Here is a 15,901-nt window from a genome sequence, read left to right on the forward strand (position 1 = left end):
CGCCACCTCCCCCTTGCGGGGGAGGATCGTAGGAATTGCTAATTCGCCGCCGGCAACCTTAGCCGCACCAGCAAGCCGCCGAGATCCTCGCTCTCCTCGAGCGAGACCGTTCCCTCGTAGATCTCCGCAACGTCGCGGACGATCGCGAGGCCCAGGCCCGTCCCCGGCTTGCCCGTATCGAGCCGCACGCCGCGATCGAAGATGCGGACGCGCTCCTCCTCGGGGATGCCGACGCCGTCGTCCTCGACGAGGAACTCGACGAACCCCGATTGCGCGCCGACCGTGACGAACACGCTGCCGCCGCCGTATTTCGCGGCGTTCTCGATCAGATTGCCGAGCATCTCGTCGAGATCCTGCCGCTCGACATGAACCTGCAGCCCGCGCGGGCCGGTCACGTCGATCCGGACGTGGCGGTAGAGCCGCCCCACCGCGCGCTCGACCGATTCAAGGCTCGGCCACACATCGGCACGGCTGTGCGCAGACCCGCGCCGACCCACCGCGCGAGCGCGCGCGAGGTGATGATCGACCTGCCGCCGCATCGTTCGCGCCTCGCGGATGACGGTGTCCGCAAGGTCGTCCGACTGCGCGGTGGCGGCGTTCATGATGACCGTCAGCGGGGTCTTCAGCGCATGCGCGAGATTGCCCGCGTGACGCCGCGCTTCCTCCGCCTGGCGCTCGTTATGCTCGATCAGCGCGTTCAATTCCTCGACCATCGGCGCGACCTCGACGGGCATCGCGCTCGACACGCGGTTCGACTGGCCCGCGCGCATCCGCGCGATCTCCTCGCGCACGCGGCGTAGCGGCCAGAGCCCATAGAAGGTCTGGAGCGCGGCCATCACGATCAGCCCGAGCGCAAGCAGCGCAAAGCTGCGGACGAGCGTGCGGCGGAGCGTCGTGATCTGCGCATCGAGCCCGTCGCGGCTCTGTGCGACCTGGAACCGCCAATGCACCTTGGAGCCCGGGATGACCGCGTCGCGCTCGACGATCCGCAGCTTCTCGTCTTGGAACTGCATGCTGTCGTAGAAATGCGCGGTACGATCGTCGTGCGGACTGCCGAACGCCAACTTGCGATCCCACAGCGACCGCGACAAAAGATCATCCTGTCCCTTTGCGGACACCTGATAATAGAGTCCGGAATAGGGTTCGAGAAAACGCTGGTCGGCGACGGCTTCGCGCGAGAAGATCACCTCGCCCTCAGGGCCGATTTCGGACGAATTGAGCAGCGAGCGCAAAACATATTCAAGCTGGTCATCGAAGTTGCGGGTCACCGCCTGTCGCAATACGCGATCGAGCGCGAAGCCGCCGCCGCTAAGCAGCACCGCGATCCAGACCGCCGCGATCAGGATCATCCGCCGGGACAACGACCCCTTGACCGCGGCCGGCACGCGGATCGGCCCGTCTGCTATCGGTGTCGTCGTCGTTATCGGGGCGTCGGTGACCGGCATACTATTCATGACGCGACGATCAGGCGTCCGGATCTTCGAGGCTGTAGCCGAGGCCGCGGATCGTCGTGATCACGTCCTGGCCAAGCTTCTTGCGGATGCGCGTGACGAACACCTCGATCGTGTTCGAATCGCGATCGAAATCCTGATCGTAGATATGCTCGATCAGCTCGGTGCGGCTGACGACCTTGCCCTTGTGATGGAGCAGATAGCTCAGCAGCTTATACTCCTGCGCGGTCAGCTTCACCGGTTCGCCGGCGCGCGTGACCTTGCCGCTGCGCGTGTCGAGGCGGATGTCGCCCGCGGTCAGCTCGGACGAGGCGTTGCCCGACGCGCGGCGGATCAGCGCACGAAGACGCGCGATCAGCTCCTCGCTCTGGAACGGCTTGGCCACGTAATCATCCGCGCCCGCATCGAGCCCGGCGACCTTGTCGGACCAACTGTCGCGCGCGGTCAGCACGAGGACGGGCATCACCTTGCCCTCTTTGCGCCAGCGGTCGAGCACGGTCAGGCCGTCGATCTCGGGCAGGCCGAGATCGAGCACGACCGCGTCGTAATTCTCGGTCGAGCCGAGGAAATGCCCTTCCTCGCCATCGACCGCGAGATCGATCGCATAGCCGGCCCCCTCGAGGGTATTCTTCAATTGCTGGCCGAGATTCGGCTCGTCCTCGACGATCAGAACGCGCATGATACTCCTCTCGATTGGGGTTTTCAGCGACCCGTGCGGCCGACGATCTGACCGGTGCGGCCATCGACGTCGACCCAGATCACGGTTCCATCGCGCAGGAATTTGAGCGTGTAAATGGCGCTGCCCGAATCATAGTCGGAGCCGAGATACTGCGCCCCCCGCATCGTCGGGATCACGCGCGACTCGATTTCGCGCAGCGACGGGGCACCGGTCCTGCGCGCCTGCAACGCCGACATCTGGTCGCTGCGGCGCTGTTCCGCGCCCGCCAGCAGCGGCGCAGCCGCGATCAGGAACGGCGCAGTGGCCAAGGTTGCAAGGAAAAGCAGCATCTTCATGGCGGTGGCATAGGCCTTCCGCATTGAACAGCCTGTGAATGGTCGCGTCAGCCATCCGACAACACGAAGCGTGCGAAGTGTAACTTGCCTGCATCACCTCGCCCCCCTACGTGGCGCGGACATGGCAGCACCAATCTTAGCATTCGAAGGCCTCGGGCTCGTCCAGGGCTCGGGATGGCTCTTTCGCAACCTCGACATCCATATCGGCCCGCGTGACCGCCTAGCGCTGATCGGCCGCAACGGTGCGGGCAAGACGACCTTGCTCAAGCTGCTCGGCGGCACCGTTCAGGCTGACGAGGGCCGCAGAGTGATCGTCCCCGGCACGCGCGTCGTGATCCTGGAGCAGGAGCCCGACCTGCGCGGCTTTGCGACGTTGCGCGATTACGTAATGGGCGGCGACGATGCGCCGGTCAGCTACGAGGCGGATTCGATCGCCGACCAGCTCGGCATCGACCTGTCGCGCGAGGCGGGGTCCGCCTCGGGTGGCGAGCGACGCCGCGCGGCGATCGTCCGCGCGCTGGCGCAGGACCCCGACGTGCTGTTGCTCGACGAGCCGACCAACCATCTCGACATCGGCGCGATCGAATGGATCGAGGACTGGCTCAAGCGGTTCCGCGGCGCGTTCGTCGTCATCAGCCATGACCGTACGTTCCTGACGCGGCTCACCAAGCAGACCTTGTGGCTCGATCGCGGCGCGATCCGGCGCGCGGAGATCGGCTTTGGCGGGTTCGAGGCGTGGACCGAGCAGGTCTATGCCGAAGAGCAGCGCCAGGCCGAGAAGCTCGATGCACGCCTGAAGCTCGAGGAGCATTGGCTGCTGCGCGGCGTCACCGGACGGCGCAAGCGCAACCAGGGCCGCCTGACCAAGCTGCACGAGATGCGCGCCGAACGCGCGTCGATGATCGGGCCGCAGGGGTCCGCGAACCTGACCACCGCCAGCGACGACAGCAAGTCGAAGGTCGTGATCGACGCGAAGAACGTCACCAAGGCGTATGGCGACCGCACGATCATCGGCGACCTGACGCTGCGCGTGACGCGTGGCGACCGGATCGGCATCGTCGGCCGCAATGGCGCGGGCAAGTCGACACTGCTCAAGCTGCTGACCGGCGAGATCCAGCCCGACAGCGGCTCGATCAAGCTCGCCCAGACCCTGGACGCGGTCGTGATCGACCAGCAGCGCAGCCTGATGGCGCCCGAGAAGACGGTGCGCGAAGTCGTTGTCGATGGTGGCGAGTGGATCGACGTGCTCGGCGTACGCAAGCATATCCACGGCTATCTCAAGGACTTCCTGTTCGACCCAAACATGGTCGACGCGAAGATCGGGTCGCTGTCGGGGGGCGAGCGGTCACGCCTGCTGCTCGCGCGCGAATTCGCCAAGCCGTCGAACCTGCTCGTGCTCGACGAGCCGACCAACGACCTCGATCTCGAGACGCTCGACCTGTTGCAGGAAGTGATCGGCGATTATGACGGCACCGTCCTGATCGTCAGTCATGACCGCGACTTTCTCGACCGGACCGTGACGATCACGCTCGGGCTCGACGGCTCGGGGACGGTCGACGTGGTCGCGGGCGGGTATGAGGACTGGGAGAAGCGGCGCGCCTCGACGGCCACGGGCAAGCGCGCGTCGAAGAAGGTCGCCGCCACGGCACCGCCCGCCGCCCCCCGTGCGAAGCTGACGTACAAGGACCAGCGCGACTACGAGTTGCTGCCCAAGCGGATCGAGGAACTCGACGCGCAGATGGCGGCGGATGCGGTCAAGCTCGCCAAGCCGGACCTGTACATGCGCGACAATGCCACGTTTGCGAAGCTGACCAAGGCGATCGAACAGGCTCGTGCCGAGAAGGACGCGGCTGAGCTCCGATGGCTTGAACTGGCTGAGATAGTCGAGGTCCGTTAAGCAACTAGAACCAGAGCGAGTTTAGCCAGGAACCAATTGACAAATGTTGCGTTGCAACGCATTGGATGACGACAATTCTGGAGATACTTATGAAGTTCAAGGCTCTTACTGGCGGCGCACTTGCTGCCGCAATGATGACCACCTCGGTCGCAGCATCGGCTGCTCCCGTCTCGAACGCTGCCAGCAGCCTGTCGGTTTCGCATGCGCGTGTCGGTTCGGCAACCACCGGCAAGAACAAGGCTGCCGGCGGCGGTCTGTTCGCACTGCTGATCGGTGCGGGCGTCGTTGCAATCGGCGTCGTGGCGATCGTCAAGGACGACAATTCGGACAGCAACTAAGGTTGCCGGGCCGGCGCTTCGGCGTCGGCCCATCCATCCGGGCTAGAGCGATTGTCCTGCTCGCCCCACCAGATCGACGATATATTGCCATGCGACACGGCCTGACCGGCTTCCCCGTCGCGTCGCCCAGCCGATGGCCTCGCCCGGCTCGAATGTGAGATCGTACGACGCTGCATAGGCCGCGACGATCGCCAGATACGCTTCCTGATCCAGCGCGTGAAAGCCGAGGCTGAGACCGAACCGGTCCGCCAGCGCGAGATGATCGTCCACCGAATCGCGTGGATTAATCGCGCTTTCCTGCTCGGCGATATCGCGCGGTGCCAAATGACGACGGTTTGCCGTCACCATCAGCCGGACATTGGCAGGCCGTGGTTCTGCCCCACCCTCCAGCATCGAGCGCAAGCGCCGCGCTTCGGCAGGCACCTCGAACCCGAGATCGTCGACGAACAGCGCAAATGCCCGGTCGACGGGCGCCAGCACCGCGAACAGATCCGGCAAGCCGTTCAGATCGGACACCTCGACCAGCGCGAGATCGCCACCCTCGGCCTGGATCGCCGCGACCGCGCTTTTGACCAGTGCCGATTTCCCCGTACCACGCGCGCCCCATAGCAGGACGTCCTGCGCGGCATGGCGCCTGGCGAGGCGGTCCAGATTGGCACGCAACGCCGCCTTCTGCCGATCGAGCCCGATCAGCATGGCGAGCGGCAGCGGTGCAAAGCTTCGTGCGGGCGACAGCGTACCACAACGCCACACATAGGCGGGATGCGCCCGCGGATCGGCGACCGCGGGCGGTGGGGGCGCGAGGCGTTCGAGCGCGGCGGCGATGCGGTCAAGCGGGTCGGTCATCGCACGATCTTGGCGATACGATCCGCCCGAGACAAGCGTCCGGCGAAGCGCGTCAGCGCAGTTGGCGAAGATGTTCGGCGATCGCGGCGTCGCCGGGCGCCAGCAGCGCCGCCTTGGTCAGCAATTGCCGCGCCCCCACGGTATCGCCGTCTGCCGCCAGCGCGACGCCATAGCCGTCGGCAGCAGCCGCACGCCCCGGCGCGAGCGCATACGCCGCACGGCCATACCGGACGGCGATCGCACCGTCGTCGCTGCCCGCATACGCCCGTGCAAGATCGATCAAAACGGTACCATCGCGATTGCCGACGCGCCGCCGGACGCCCTCCAGCGTCTCGATCGCGGCGTCGAAGTCGCCCGACGCAACCTGCCAGTGGCCCAGCAGTCGCTGGCCCGCGAGGCTCTGCGGGTTCTGCGACAGATACAGCGCGAGCGCGGCCGCGGCATCGTTCGGACGCCCTGCCCGTCCCAGCGAATCGACCAGCCGCAACACCGTCGGCTCGTCGAACGCCAGGTCGGCGGCGCGCGCATAGACGCCCGAGGCTTCACCGTATCGACCGGCCGACATCAGCACGTCGCCCAGCGCAAGATAGGCGGCAGGTGCGCCGGGTCCGGCCGCGACGAGCGCTCGTCCGCGCGCGATGGCCCCTGCGGTATCACCGCTGGCAATCTGTCCGCGAATCACGCCAAGCACGTAGGTCGGGTCGCCGCCGGCCATCGCCGCGTCCGCCATGAGCGCGCCGATCGCATCGTCGGTCGCGAACACCGCCGCGGGTGCGACCGATGCCGATCCGGCCCGGTCGAGGAACACCGCCGCCGACTGGCGATCGCCGCGCGCTTCGAACGCACGCGCCATGAGCGTCAGCGTGTAGCTGTCGGCGTCGGCGCGGACGCCGATCGGGCGGAGGCTGTCGAGTGCATCCTGCGGACTGTCCGACCGCAGCAGCGCCGCGCCGAGCAACCGGCGCGCGCCGACATTGAGCGGTTGTTGCGCGACGAGTTGGCGCCATGCGGTCGCCGCCTGTTCGAACTTGCCCTGCGCATAATCCAGGCTGCCCGACAGCAGCAGCGCGCCCGGCAGGCCGTCGCTCGCGCCGCCCCGCTGGCGCAGCAACGAACGGGCAAGATCGATCCGGCCCGATCGTGCGGCGAGCACGGCTTGCAGATACAGGGCCTGCGGGCTGCCGGGACGCGCCAGCAGCGCGCGCCGCGTGGCCGCGAGCATCTCGCCATTGCGCCCCGCATCGCCGAGCGTAGCGGCATATTCGATCAGCGCGGGGTGGTAATAGGCATCGCTGTCCAGCGCAGCCTCGAACCATGCAAGCGCGGCGATCGGGCCATATCGGCTGCGGATCACGTCGCCCTGCAGCGTCAGCGCGGCGGGTTCCCTTGGTGCCAGCGCCACGGCCCTCGTCGCTGCGACCGTGGCGCCACCGATGTCGCCCGCGGTCAGGCGAAGCCGGCCGAGATCGGTCCATGCCGCGGCATCGGTCGGGGTTTGATCGAGCAGCGCTTCGAGCGCCGTCCCCGCCTCGACGACCTCGCCCCGCGATGCCCGCGCGCGCGCGCCGATGCGGGCGGCGTAGAGGGCATAGCGCGGCGCCGTCTCGGCAGCTTCGTCGAGCGCACCGTCCGGGTCGCCCTGCAACAGCAGTGCATGCGCGCGCAGCTGATGCAGACGATCCGCCGATAGTCCCGCACCTTCCGCGCGCATCAGTTCGGCTTCGGCGGCAAGCCCATCGCCCAGTTCGAGATAGGCGCGGGCCAGCACCGCATGCGCGATCGCCCAGCTTGGTGCCGCGGTGATCGCCGCCTGCGCGTTGCTTCGCGCCGCGCTGTAATTGCCGGCCTGCAACGTCGTCAGGCTGTCGATAAGCGACTTTCGCGCATCGGGGCGGGGCGAGCGCAGCGCCAGCGTAACGCCGATCGCCACGATGATCGCGCAGAGCAGGCCGATCGCCACCGCGCGCTCGCGATTGCCCATGACGAGGGCAGGCAGTTTCAGCCGCCGCCGTCGCTTGCGCCGCCGCAGCATCGGATAGCGCACCTCAGCCATGCAGGTCGTAGCTCTTCAGCAGGTCGTACAAGGTCGGCCGGCTGATCCCGAGCAGCCGCGATGCGCTCGAAATATTCCCGTCGGCGCGTGCAAGCGCCTGGCCGATCGCTTTACGATCGGCGATTTCGCGTGCGGCGCGCAGGTTGAGCGCGGCGACCGCCTCGCTTGTCCCGTCGAGGTCGAGGTCGGCCGCGGTGACGAGCTTGCCATCGGCCATGATCACCGCGCGCTTGATCCGGTTTTCGAGTTCGCGGACGTTGCCCGGCCAGCCCCACCCATCGATCGCGGCACGCGCGTCGGCAGCAAGTCCGGTGACCACGGGGTTCATCGCCTTGGCGTAGCGCGTGACGAAGTGCCGCGCGAGCAATACCGCATCGCCGGTCCGCTCGACCAGCGCCGGGATCCGCACGACGATCTCGGCGAGCCGGTAGTACAGGTCCTCGCGGAACCGACCGTCCGCGATCATCGCATCGACATTCTGGTGCGTCGCGCAGACGATCCGCGTATCGACCGCGATCGCCTTGCGCCCGCCGACCCGCTCGATCACGCGCTCTTGCAGGAACCGCAACAGCTTGACCTGGAGTGCCAGCGGCACGTCGCCGATCTCGTCGAGGAACAGCGTGCCGCCCGCGGCTTGTTCGATCTTGCCTTCGGTGGTCTTGACCGCGCCGGTAAACGCGCCCTTCTCATGCCCGAACAATTCGCTTTCGAGCAGCGTTTCGGGAATTGCCGCGCAATTGATCGCGACAAAGTTTCCACGCGACCGCGGGGATGCGTCATGCAAGCCGCGCGCGAGCAGTTCCTTGCCCGTGCCGCTCGCGCCGAGCAGCATCACCGAGACGTTGGCGGGCGCTACCCGCTCCAGCGTCCGCGTGACGACCGCCATCTCGGGCGAGGCGCTGATCAGCCCGCCGAACCCGCCGGCCTCGACGCGTGCGGCAAGTCGCCGGTTTTCGGCCTCCAGCGCATGGACGTGGAACGCGCGACCGACGATCAGCCCCAGCGCATCGATATCGATCGGCTTGGCATAGAAATCCCAGGCACCATCCGCGATCGCCTGCAGCGCGCTTTCCCGCGCACCATGGCCAGACGCGACGATCACCTTTGTATCGGGCTTCATCGCAAGGATATCGCGCAGCGTCGCGAACCCCTCGGTGACGCCGTCGGGATCGGGCGGCAGGCCGAGATCGAGCGTGACGACCGCAGGCTCATGGGCGCGGATCGCATCGAGCGCTTGTCCGCGATCGCTCGCGACGACGATCTCATACCCTTCATACGCCCAGCGAAGCTGACGCTGGAGCCCCAGATCATCCTCGACGATCAGGAGGACGGGACGCGCCTTGTCACTCATGCCGCAGCCTCCAGCGAAGCCGCCGCGGGCAGCAGGACCCTGAACCGCGTCCCCTCGCCCTCGCGGCTGACGACCTCGAGCGAACCACCCATCGCGTGCACCAACTGCCGCGCCTCGAACGCTCCGATGCCGAACCCGGCGGGCTTGGACGAAACGAACGGGCGGAAGAGCTGGTCGCGGACGAAGCCGGGCGTCATCCCGCAGCCATGGTCGATCACGTCGATCGCGACCTGATCGCCGATCGGTTCGATCGACAGCAGGATCGGGTCGTCCACCCCGCTCGCCTCGACCGCGTTCTGGACGAGTTGGCCAAGCACCTGTTCGAGTCGGGCGGCATGCCCGAGCGCCCAGGCCGTGCCGCCCCGCGCGACGATCGGATGCTGCGCCCGGCGGACGCTCGCGACACGCTCGACGATCGCGGCGACCTCAACCGGCTGGAGCGGCTCGCCGCGAACGGGACCGTGCTGCGAAAGGCGGGCGAGCAACGCGGTCATGCGATCGGAAGAGTCCTTGAGCGTGGCGACCATGTCGGCGCGGAAATCGGGGTTGTCGGCATGGCGTTCGGCATTGCGCGCGACCAGCGTCAACTGGCTGACGAGATTCTTGATGTCGTGGAGGATGAACGCGAACCGCCGGTTGAACTCGTCGAACCGTGCCGCATCGGCCAGCGCGGCATGCGCCCGGTCCTCCGCCAGATAGCTTGCGGCCTGCCGTCCGGCGACACGCAGCAGGTCGAAATCCTCCCAGTCCAGCGCGCGGTCGACCGGCGGACGCGCGAGCACGATCGCACCGACCAGCAGGCCGCCGTGCACCAGCGGTACGATCGCCCAGGCTTCGGGGCATTGGCGGACCCAGTCGGGAATGCTTGCGATCTCGTCGCGCGGCGCGCTGCCCGCGCGGACCGGATCGAGCTCGATGATCCGTGCGTCATGCGTCAGATACCGTGCCAGCGCGGCATCCTGCGCGCCATCGGCGGCGCACAGCCAGTTCCACATCGCGCCGGTGCCGAGCGACGCGCCGTCCGCGACCAGCAACAGCCCGCCGGGCGAGTCGGTCAAGTCGGCGATCGCCTTGATGACGCGCATGTCGAGCGATTGGACGCCGATCCCGGGTTTGCCCAGCGTATCGGTGAACCGCAGCCATTCGGCGCGATAGTCATAGCGGTGACGGAAGAGGTGCTTGGCGATCTTGACCCTGGTCCAGGCACGCAGCCATGGCGTCGATACCAGCGTCAGCACCCCCGCCGTCGCGCCGAACACGATCGCGGTCTGCGCTATTCGGGCATAGGCGCCGCCATAGCGCGCCGCGATACTGGTCGCGAGCGCGGTGATCCCGGCGTAAAGGACCAGCGCCACCGCCGACAGCGCCCGCACCGCGATCGGCCGCGACAAGGCGAGCGTCCAGTCGCCGCTGCGATGCACGCCGACGACCAGCAAGACCGCCACACCGGTCATCACCACGCCGCGCCCGAACACCGTGATCGATACCCAGTTCGCCTCGAAATATATCGTGCCGGCGACGATCAGGTCGACGCCCCACATCGCCGCGAGCGCGAGCACGACCAGTCTGACGCCCCCCCGCGAGGCGGGCGCCGCCTGATAGAGATGGTGGATCAGCACCAGCGCGCTGACCGCCCCCATCATCCGGAACACCGTTCGCGCCGACCCGACCGCGGCGACCGCATCCCCGCCCAGATCGATCCGCTGGACGATCGCCAGCAGCACAGCGGTGCCGGCAAGCGCCATCACGACGCAGTACACCGCCCCGATCGCATAATTGCCGGCCCGGTCGCGCCGGACGAGTGCGAGCATGAACGCGAGCCAGGCGATATCGCGCGCACCGGCGGCGATCCGCGTGACCATGTCGCGCGCGTCGATCCCGGCGACCCCCAACGCCCACAGGCTCGTCATCACGAGCGCGGTCATGAACGCGGCATGCGGCCAATGCCCGCTGGGGCGCCGGATCTGCGCGAATGCCAGCGCACCGAACAGCAACGCGGCAAGCGCGTGGCTCCACAGGATCATCGTCCCGATCATACCCGTGGCGTGCCGGCGGTCATCGCGCGCCGACCGGCCACAAGACCACGCGGAGTGTCTGCAACAGGATCAGCAGGTCGAGGAACGGCGAATAGTTCTTCGCATAATACAGGTCGTATTCGAGCTTGTGTCGGGAATCCTCGATTGACGCGCCATAGGGATAGTTGATCTGCGCCCAGCCGGTGATGCCCGGTTTCACCATGTGGCGCTCGGCATAGAAGGGCAGCTGGTCCTCGAGCTGCTGGACAAACTGCGGACGCTCGGGGCGCGGACCGACGAAGCTCATCTCACCCTTGAGGACGGTCCAGGTCTGCGGCAGCTCGTCGATCCGGACCTTGCGGATGAATCGGCCGATCCGGGTGATGCGCGGATCGTCCTCCGCCGCCCATACTGCCGTCCCCGCAACTTCCGCATCTTGCCGCATCGAGCGCAGTTTCACGATGTCGAACCCCTCATTGTACAGCCCGACCCGGCGCTGCCGATAAAAGGCCGGGCCCTTCGATTCGAGCTTGATCGCGATCGCGGTCAACACGATGATCGGCAGCGTGATCGCCAGCAACACTCCGCCCGCGATGATGTCGAACGCGCGCTTGAACACGCTCGACAACATCCGGCTGGAGGCGAAGCCATCGGAAAAAATCAGCCAGGACGGGTTGACGCTCTTCAGGTCGATGCGCCCCGTCTCGCGTTCGAGGAAGCTCGATATCTCGCTGACCTGCACACCGGTGGTCCGAACACGCAGCAGATCCTTCATCGGCAGTGCGTTGCGGCGCTCGTCGAGCGCCAGCACGACTTCGCTGGCATTCTGGTCGACGATGTGCGCGGCGAGGTTGGGAATTGCGCTGCGTGGCAGTGCCCCTTGCACCACCGGCTCGGCCTCGCCCATCAGGACGAACCCGGCGACGACGAAATTGACGCCCGGCTGCGCCGACAGGCTCTGGATCCGCGCGGCACGGACACCAGCCCCCAGTACGACGATCCGCCGCTTGAAGGTTTCGCCGCCCAAGGTCTTGCCGAGCAGCGCACGCACCGTCACCAGCAGGACGGTCGCGATCACCGTCGAATATAACAGGTTCGAGCGCCACAGCGCGAGCGGTGGCACCAGGAAGAAGACCAGCGACAATACCATCACGCCGAGCGAGAGCGCGACTGCGAGCCGCGCGGCCGCAAACCGCAGCGAGAGGAACGAAGCGACGCCATACGCACCGACGGCGACCAGCGAGATCTGCAGCGCGATCGAGAATGTCAGCAGCTGCGCGATGCGGCTGTGCATCGGCGTGACCAGCATGCCGATCTGATGCGCACGGATAACCCAGCCGATCTCCGCCGAAACGATCAGCAACACCAGATCGACCAGGCCCAGCATAAGGACCGCGTGAGGTACGTAATGCTTGAAGAGCCGTATCATCGTCCGCTATCCCGACGCATCATTGTAAACGCTACCGACACTGAACCGTATTTGGCAGCAATTCCCCAAAAAAGCCTAAAGACCGCGCTTCGGTTGGAGCATTCGTCGATTGCAGAGCGGCGTCTGGCGCTATAGCGACACGGCTTCAGGAGGATGCATGACCGCACGTAAGATAATTCCCGTAATACTTTCAGGCGGTTCCGGCACCAGACTCTGGCCGATGTCGCGCCCCGAGATGCCCAAGCAGATGCTCGCGCTGACCGCGGACGAAACAATGCTCCAACTGACCGCCTCGCGCGCGACCGGCGGACGCTTCGTTGCGCCGATCGTGGTCGCCAATGCGCGTCACGCCGATCTGGTCGAGCAGCAACTCGCCGCGGCGGGGGCGACCCCGCAAGCCCTGATCCTCGAACCCGCCGGTCGCAACACCGCGCCGGCGATCGCGCTCGCCGCGATCGCCGCCGGCGGCGGTAGCGACGCACTCTTGGTAATGCCATCCGACCACGTCATCGGCGACATTGCCGCCTTTCATGCCGCGATCGAGGCAGCGATGCCGCTCGTCACGCAGGGCTGGCTCGTCACCTTCGGGATCGCGCCCGACGCACCCGAGACCGGCTATGGCTGGATACAGATCGGCGACGAGTTGCAGCCCGGCGTCAACCGCGTCGCGCGGTTCGTCGAGAAGCCCCCGCTCGACAAAGCGCAGTCGATGCTGGCGAGCGGCGATCATGCCTGGAACGGCGGAATCTTCCTGTTCCAAGCGGACGCCTATCTCGAGGCGCTCGCGCAGTTCGATCCGGGCATCCTGACCGCGACGCAGGAGGCGATGGACAAGGCGCATACCGAGGGCATGCGGATCTACCCGGACGCGGCTGCCTTTGCCGCCTCACCCGATGATTCGATCGACTATGCGGTGATGGAAAAGGCGGATCGTGTAGCGGTCGTACCGGTCGCGATGGGCTGGAACGACGTTGGCAGCTGGGATGCGCTTCACGCGATCAGCGACACGGACGGCGATGGCAACGCGCATCGCAGCCACGGCGACGGCAACGTGCTCGCAATCGATACGAAGAACTGCTTCGTCCGCAGCGATGGCGTCCGCGTCTCGTTGGTCGGCGTCGAGGACCTGATCGTGGTGGCAAGCGGCAACGATGTGCTCATCATGCCACGCGGTCGCAGCCAGGAAGTGAAGAAACTGATCGAGGCGATGAAGACCTCTGCCCCGACGGGTTGAGAGAGCACTCCGAGATCGGTCCGGCTGTCCACCGGGCCGATCGGCTTATCGTGTCTTGCGCGTCTTCGGCACCTGCGACAACCGCGTCAAAAGCGTCGGGATATCCTCGGTGATCATCGTATCGGTCGGGGTCTGCCAAGACGAGCGCAGCGTTTCGCCGACAGTGTGCAACCGTGCGCCAGCGTCACGCCTGGATGTCTCGTTTCGCACGTCTACCTCACCTACGCATACATCCGACGACGTCCCAAGGGGTTGAGGATGACGCCGGTTCTCGGCTCAAACCGCCGATATCCGTGCTTGTTCCAGCGGTTTCGCGCCGCCCCCCTGTTCTGCGCCGATTCCGGTCGCGGACGCGTCGAACGCCAATTCGCGAAGCGCTGGCGATTTCTACAACGATCGGTCTAGATGCGCGAACGTTACCGGGAGAGTGGGTTATGGATCGTCGTCAGTTCCTCGCATCGGGAGGCGTGGCCGCACTCGCCGCCACGTTGCCGTCGTCGGCATTTGCGCAATCGAGCGGCGATACGGCGCTCAACGCGGACTTCGAACGGATCTTCCAGCGCAGCGTGGCGCGATCGCCGGAACTCGCAACATCGCTTGGCCTCGACAAGGGGCCGCGCGCGCCGCTGAAAAGCCTGCTCTCGCCGCGCACCGCCGAGAAGCGCGCGAGCGACCTCGCCGATACCAAGGCGGGCCTTGCCGCGCTTGCGCATTATGATGGCGCCAACCTGTCGCCAGCGGCCAAGCTGAATCTCGAAGTGGTGCGCTATTCGCTGACCACGCAAATCGCCGCGCCAGAGAAGTTCGGCATGGACAGCCCGATCCGCCCCTACCGAATTTTCCAGCAGGGCGGCGCCTATTTCCAGGTCCCCGACTTCCTCAACACCGCGCACACGATCACCGCGACCCCCGATGCCGAAGCGTATCTGGCCCGGCTCGACCAGTTCGGCACCGTGCTCGACCAGGAAAGCACGATGCAGCAGGCCGAGGCGGCGCGCGGCCTGCTCGCGCCTGGGTGGTCGCTCGACCTGACGCTCGGCCAGATGCGCAAGCTGCGGGGCCAGCCGGCGGCGATGTCGAGCATCGTCCAGTCGCTCGTCAAGCGTGCCGCGGCCAAGGGCCTCACCGGCGACTGGCAGGCGCGCGCGACCGCGATCGTCGACCAGAAGGTCTATCCCGCGCTCGACCGCCAGATCGCGCTGATGGAGAAGCTGAAACCGACGACCAAGCCCGGCGACGGCATCTGGCGCGTGCCGAACGGCGACGCGATCTATGCGATGGCGCTGAACCAGGCGACGACCACGACGATGAGCCCCGACGAGGTCCACCGCATCGGCCTGACGCAGGTCGCCGAGATCACCGCGCAGCTCGACACGATCCTGAAGTCGCAGGGCTATTCGACCGGCACCGTCGGCGAGCGGCTCGCCAAGCTGAACGTCATGCCCGATCAGCTCTATGCGAACACCGCAGCGGGCCGGACCGAGCTGATCGGCGGGCTGAACGACGGCATCAAGGCGATGTACGCCAAGCTGCCCCAGGCGTTTTCGCAAGTTCCGACGCAGCCGCTCGAGATCCGGGCGGTGCCGGTCGAGATCGAGGACGGCGCGGCCAACGGCTATTACAACCGCGCCTCGCTCGATGGCAGCCGCCCGGCGATCTACTTCGTCAATCTGAAGGACGTCGGCGACTGGCCGAAATACACGCTGCCGTCGCTGACCTATCATGAGGGCGTGCCCGGGCATCACCTGCAGATCAGCCTGGCGCAGGAATCGAAGGACATCCCGACGCTGCGCAAGATCGGCTTCTTCTCGGCCTATTCGGAAGGCTGGGCGCTGTATGCGGAGCAGCTGGCCGACGAACTGGGCGCCTATGCGTCGCCGCTCGAACGCGCAGGCTATCTCCAGTCCTTCCTGTTCCGCGCAACCCGGCTGGTGGTCGACACCGGCATCCATGCCAAGCGGTGGAGCCGCGAGAAGGCGACCGACTATATGGTCGCGACGACCGGCTTCGCACGGCCGCGGACGCAGCGTGAGGTGGAGCGCTACTGCACGCAGGCCGGGCAGGCCTGCAGCTACAAGGTCGGGCACATGGCGTGGACGCGCGCGCGGGTGAAGGCGAAGGCCGCACTCGGCGACCGGTTCGACCTGAAGCAGTTCCACGACATCCTCAAGGAAGGCGCGATGCCGCTCACGATCCTGGAACGGCGCGTGGACGAGCGGATCGCGGCGATGAGGGCGCGGGGGTAAATCGAGCGCGCCATCCTCCCCCGCCCC

General features: G+C 66.7%; 12 protein-coding genes. 4 read left to right on the forward strand and 8 right to left on the reverse strand.

Translation table 11 applies throughout. The features are described from left to right. Positions 1 to 38: 38 nt before the first annotated feature. From ASE88_RS17135 to ASE88_RS17145, 3 genes are read right to left on the reverse strand one after another with little or no spacing between them, the layout of a single operon-like run. The gene (locus ASE88_RS17135) at positions 39 to 1,454 is read right to left on the reverse strand and encodes an ATP-binding protein (RefSeq protein ID WP_414893989.1); all 1,416 of its coding nucleotides are present in this window, start codon (positions 1,452 to 1,454) and stop codon (positions 39 to 41) included. 10 nt (positions 1,455 to 1,464) lie between these two features. Then, positions 1,465 to 2,130: a response regulator transcription factor gene (locus tag ASE88_RS17140; protein ID WP_055881618.1), complete on the reverse strand. Its 666-nt coding sequence runs from the start codon at positions 2,128 to 2,130 to the stop codon at positions 1,465 to 1,467. Positions 2,131 to 2,153: 23 nt separating this feature from the next. Then, positions 2,154 to 2,465: a hypothetical protein gene (locus tag ASE88_RS17145; RefSeq protein ID WP_056480399.1), complete on the reverse strand. Its 312-nt coding sequence runs from the start codon at positions 2,463 to 2,465 to the stop codon at positions 2,154 to 2,156. Positions 2,466 to 2,586: 121 nt separating this feature from the next. Between ASE88_RS17145 and ASE88_RS17150 the strand changes: the two genes are divergently transcribed. Together ASE88_RS17150 and ASE88_RS17155 are read left to right on the forward strand one after the other, a co-directional pair. Continuing rightward, positions 2,587 to 4,362 carry an ABC-F family ATP-binding cassette domain-containing protein gene (locus ASE88_RS17150; RefSeq protein WP_056480208.1) on the forward strand — a complete coding sequence of 592 codons (1,776 nt, stop codon included), beginning with the start codon at positions 2,587 to 2,589 and terminating at the stop codon, positions 4,360 to 4,362. Positions 4,363 to 4,451: 89 nt separating this feature from the next. Next, complete coding sequence (locus ASE88_RS17155) at positions 4,452 to 4,700, forward strand: hypothetical protein (RefSeq protein WP_056480211.1); 249 nt, start codon at positions 4,452 to 4,454, stop codon at positions 4,698 to 4,700. Between the two features lie 42 nt (positions 4,701 to 4,742). Here ASE88_RS17155 and ASE88_RS17160 read toward each other — a convergent pair whose 3' ends face one another. From ASE88_RS17160 to ASE88_RS17180, 5 genes are read right to left on the reverse strand one after another with little or no spacing between them, the layout of a single operon-like run. Further along, positions 4,743 to 5,546 carry an ATP-binding protein gene (locus ASE88_RS17160; RefSeq protein WP_056480213.1) on the reverse strand — a complete coding sequence of 268 codons (804 nt, stop codon included), beginning with the start codon at positions 5,544 to 5,546 and terminating at the stop codon, positions 4,743 to 4,745. 52 nt (positions 5,547 to 5,598) lie between these two features. Continuing rightward, entirely contained in the window at positions 5,599 to 7,599 is a 2,001-nt protein-coding gene (locus tag ASE88_RS17165) for a tetratricopeptide repeat protein (RefSeq protein ID WP_056480215.1), read from the reverse strand. Continuing rightward, positions 7,592 to 8,950: a PEP-CTERM-box response regulator transcription factor gene (gene prsR, locus ASE88_RS17170; RefSeq protein WP_056480218.1), complete on the reverse strand. Its 1,359-nt coding sequence runs from the start codon at positions 8,948 to 8,950 to the stop codon at positions 7,592 to 7,594. The genes ASE88_RS17165 and prsR overlap by 8 nt, the downstream gene beginning before the upstream one ends. Beyond that, the gene (gene prsK / locus ASE88_RS17175) at positions 8,947 to 10,986 is read right to left on the reverse strand and encodes an XrtA/PEP-CTERM system histidine kinase PrsK (protein ID WP_056480220.1); all 2,040 of its coding nucleotides are present in this window, start codon (positions 10,984 to 10,986) and stop codon (positions 8,947 to 8,949) included. Before prsK ends, prsR begins: the two co-directional genes overlap by 4 nt. A 19-nt stretch (positions 10,987 to 11,005) precedes the next feature. Beyond that, on the reverse strand, positions 11,006 to 12,394 hold the full coding sequence (locus tag ASE88_RS17180; protein WP_055881638.1) for a TIGR03013 family XrtA/PEP-CTERM system glycosyltransferase: 1,389 nt from the start codon (positions 12,392 to 12,394) through the stop codon (positions 11,006 to 11,008). 157 nt (positions 12,395 to 12,551) lie between these two features. Here ASE88_RS17180 and ASE88_RS17185 point away from each other — a divergent pair, with 157 nt between their 5' ends. After that, complete coding sequence (locus ASE88_RS17185; protein WP_082466621.1) at positions 12,552 to 13,628, forward strand: mannose-1-phosphate guanylyltransferase/mannose-6-phosphate isomerase; 1,077 nt, start codon at positions 12,552 to 12,554, stop codon at positions 13,626 to 13,628. Positions 13,629 to 14,062: 434 nt separating this feature from the next. Then, complete coding sequence (locus ASE88_RS17190) at positions 14,063 to 15,874, forward strand: DUF885 domain-containing protein (RefSeq protein WP_056480225.1); 1,812 nt, start codon at positions 14,063 to 14,065, stop codon at positions 15,872 to 15,874. Positions 15,875 to 15,901 lie beyond the last annotated feature (27 nt).

The sequence above is a fragment of the Sphingomonas sp. Leaf38 genome (assembly GCF_001421825.1).
Lineage (GTDB): Bacteria > Pseudomonadota > Alphaproteobacteria > Sphingomonadales > Sphingomonadaceae > Sphingomonas.

Coding starts and splice junctions, on each gene's coding strand:
- ASE88_RS17135 (WP_414893989.1), bottom strand. CDS start 1,454: ATGAATAGTATGCCGGTCACCGACGCCCCGATAACGACGACGACACCG.
- ASE88_RS17140 (WP_055881618.1), bottom strand. CDS start 2,130: ATGCGCGTTCTGATCGTCGAGGACGAGCCGAATCTCGGCCAGCAATTG.
- ASE88_RS17145 (WP_056480399.1), bottom strand. CDS start 2,465: ATGAAGATGCTGCTTTTCCTTGCAACCTTGGCCACTGCGCCGTTCCTG.
- ASE88_RS17150 (WP_056480208.1), top strand. CDS start 2,587: ATGGCAGCACCAATCTTAGCATTCGAAGGCCTCGGGCTCGTCCAGGGC.
- ASE88_RS17155 (WP_056480211.1), top strand. CDS start 4,452: ATGAAGTTCAAGGCTCTTACTGGCGGCGCACTTGCTGCCGCAATGATG.
- ASE88_RS17160 (WP_056480213.1), bottom strand. CDS start 5,546: ATGACCGACCCGCTTGACCGCATCGCCGCCGCGCTCGAACGCCTCGCG.
- ASE88_RS17165 (WP_056480215.1), bottom strand. CDS start 7,599: ATGGCTGAGGTGCGCTATCCGATGCTGCGGCGGCGCAAGCGACGGCGG.
- prsR (WP_056480218.1), bottom strand. CDS start 8,950: ATGAGTGACAAGGCGCGTCCCGTCCTCCTGATCGTCGAGGATGATCTG.
- prsK (WP_056480220.1), bottom strand. CDS start 10,986: ATGATCGGGACGATGATCCTGTGGAGCCACGCGCTTGCCGCGTTGCTG.
- ASE88_RS17180 (WP_055881638.1), bottom strand. CDS start 12,394: ATGATACGGCTCTTCAAGCATTACGTACCTCACGCGGTCCTTATGCTG.
- ASE88_RS17185 (WP_082466621.1), top strand. CDS start 12,552: ATGACCGCACGTAAGATAATTCCCGTAATACTTTCAGGCGGTTCCGGC.
- ASE88_RS17190 (WP_056480225.1), top strand. CDS start 14,063: ATGGATCGTCGTCAGTTCCTCGCATCGGGAGGCGTGGCCGCACTCGCC.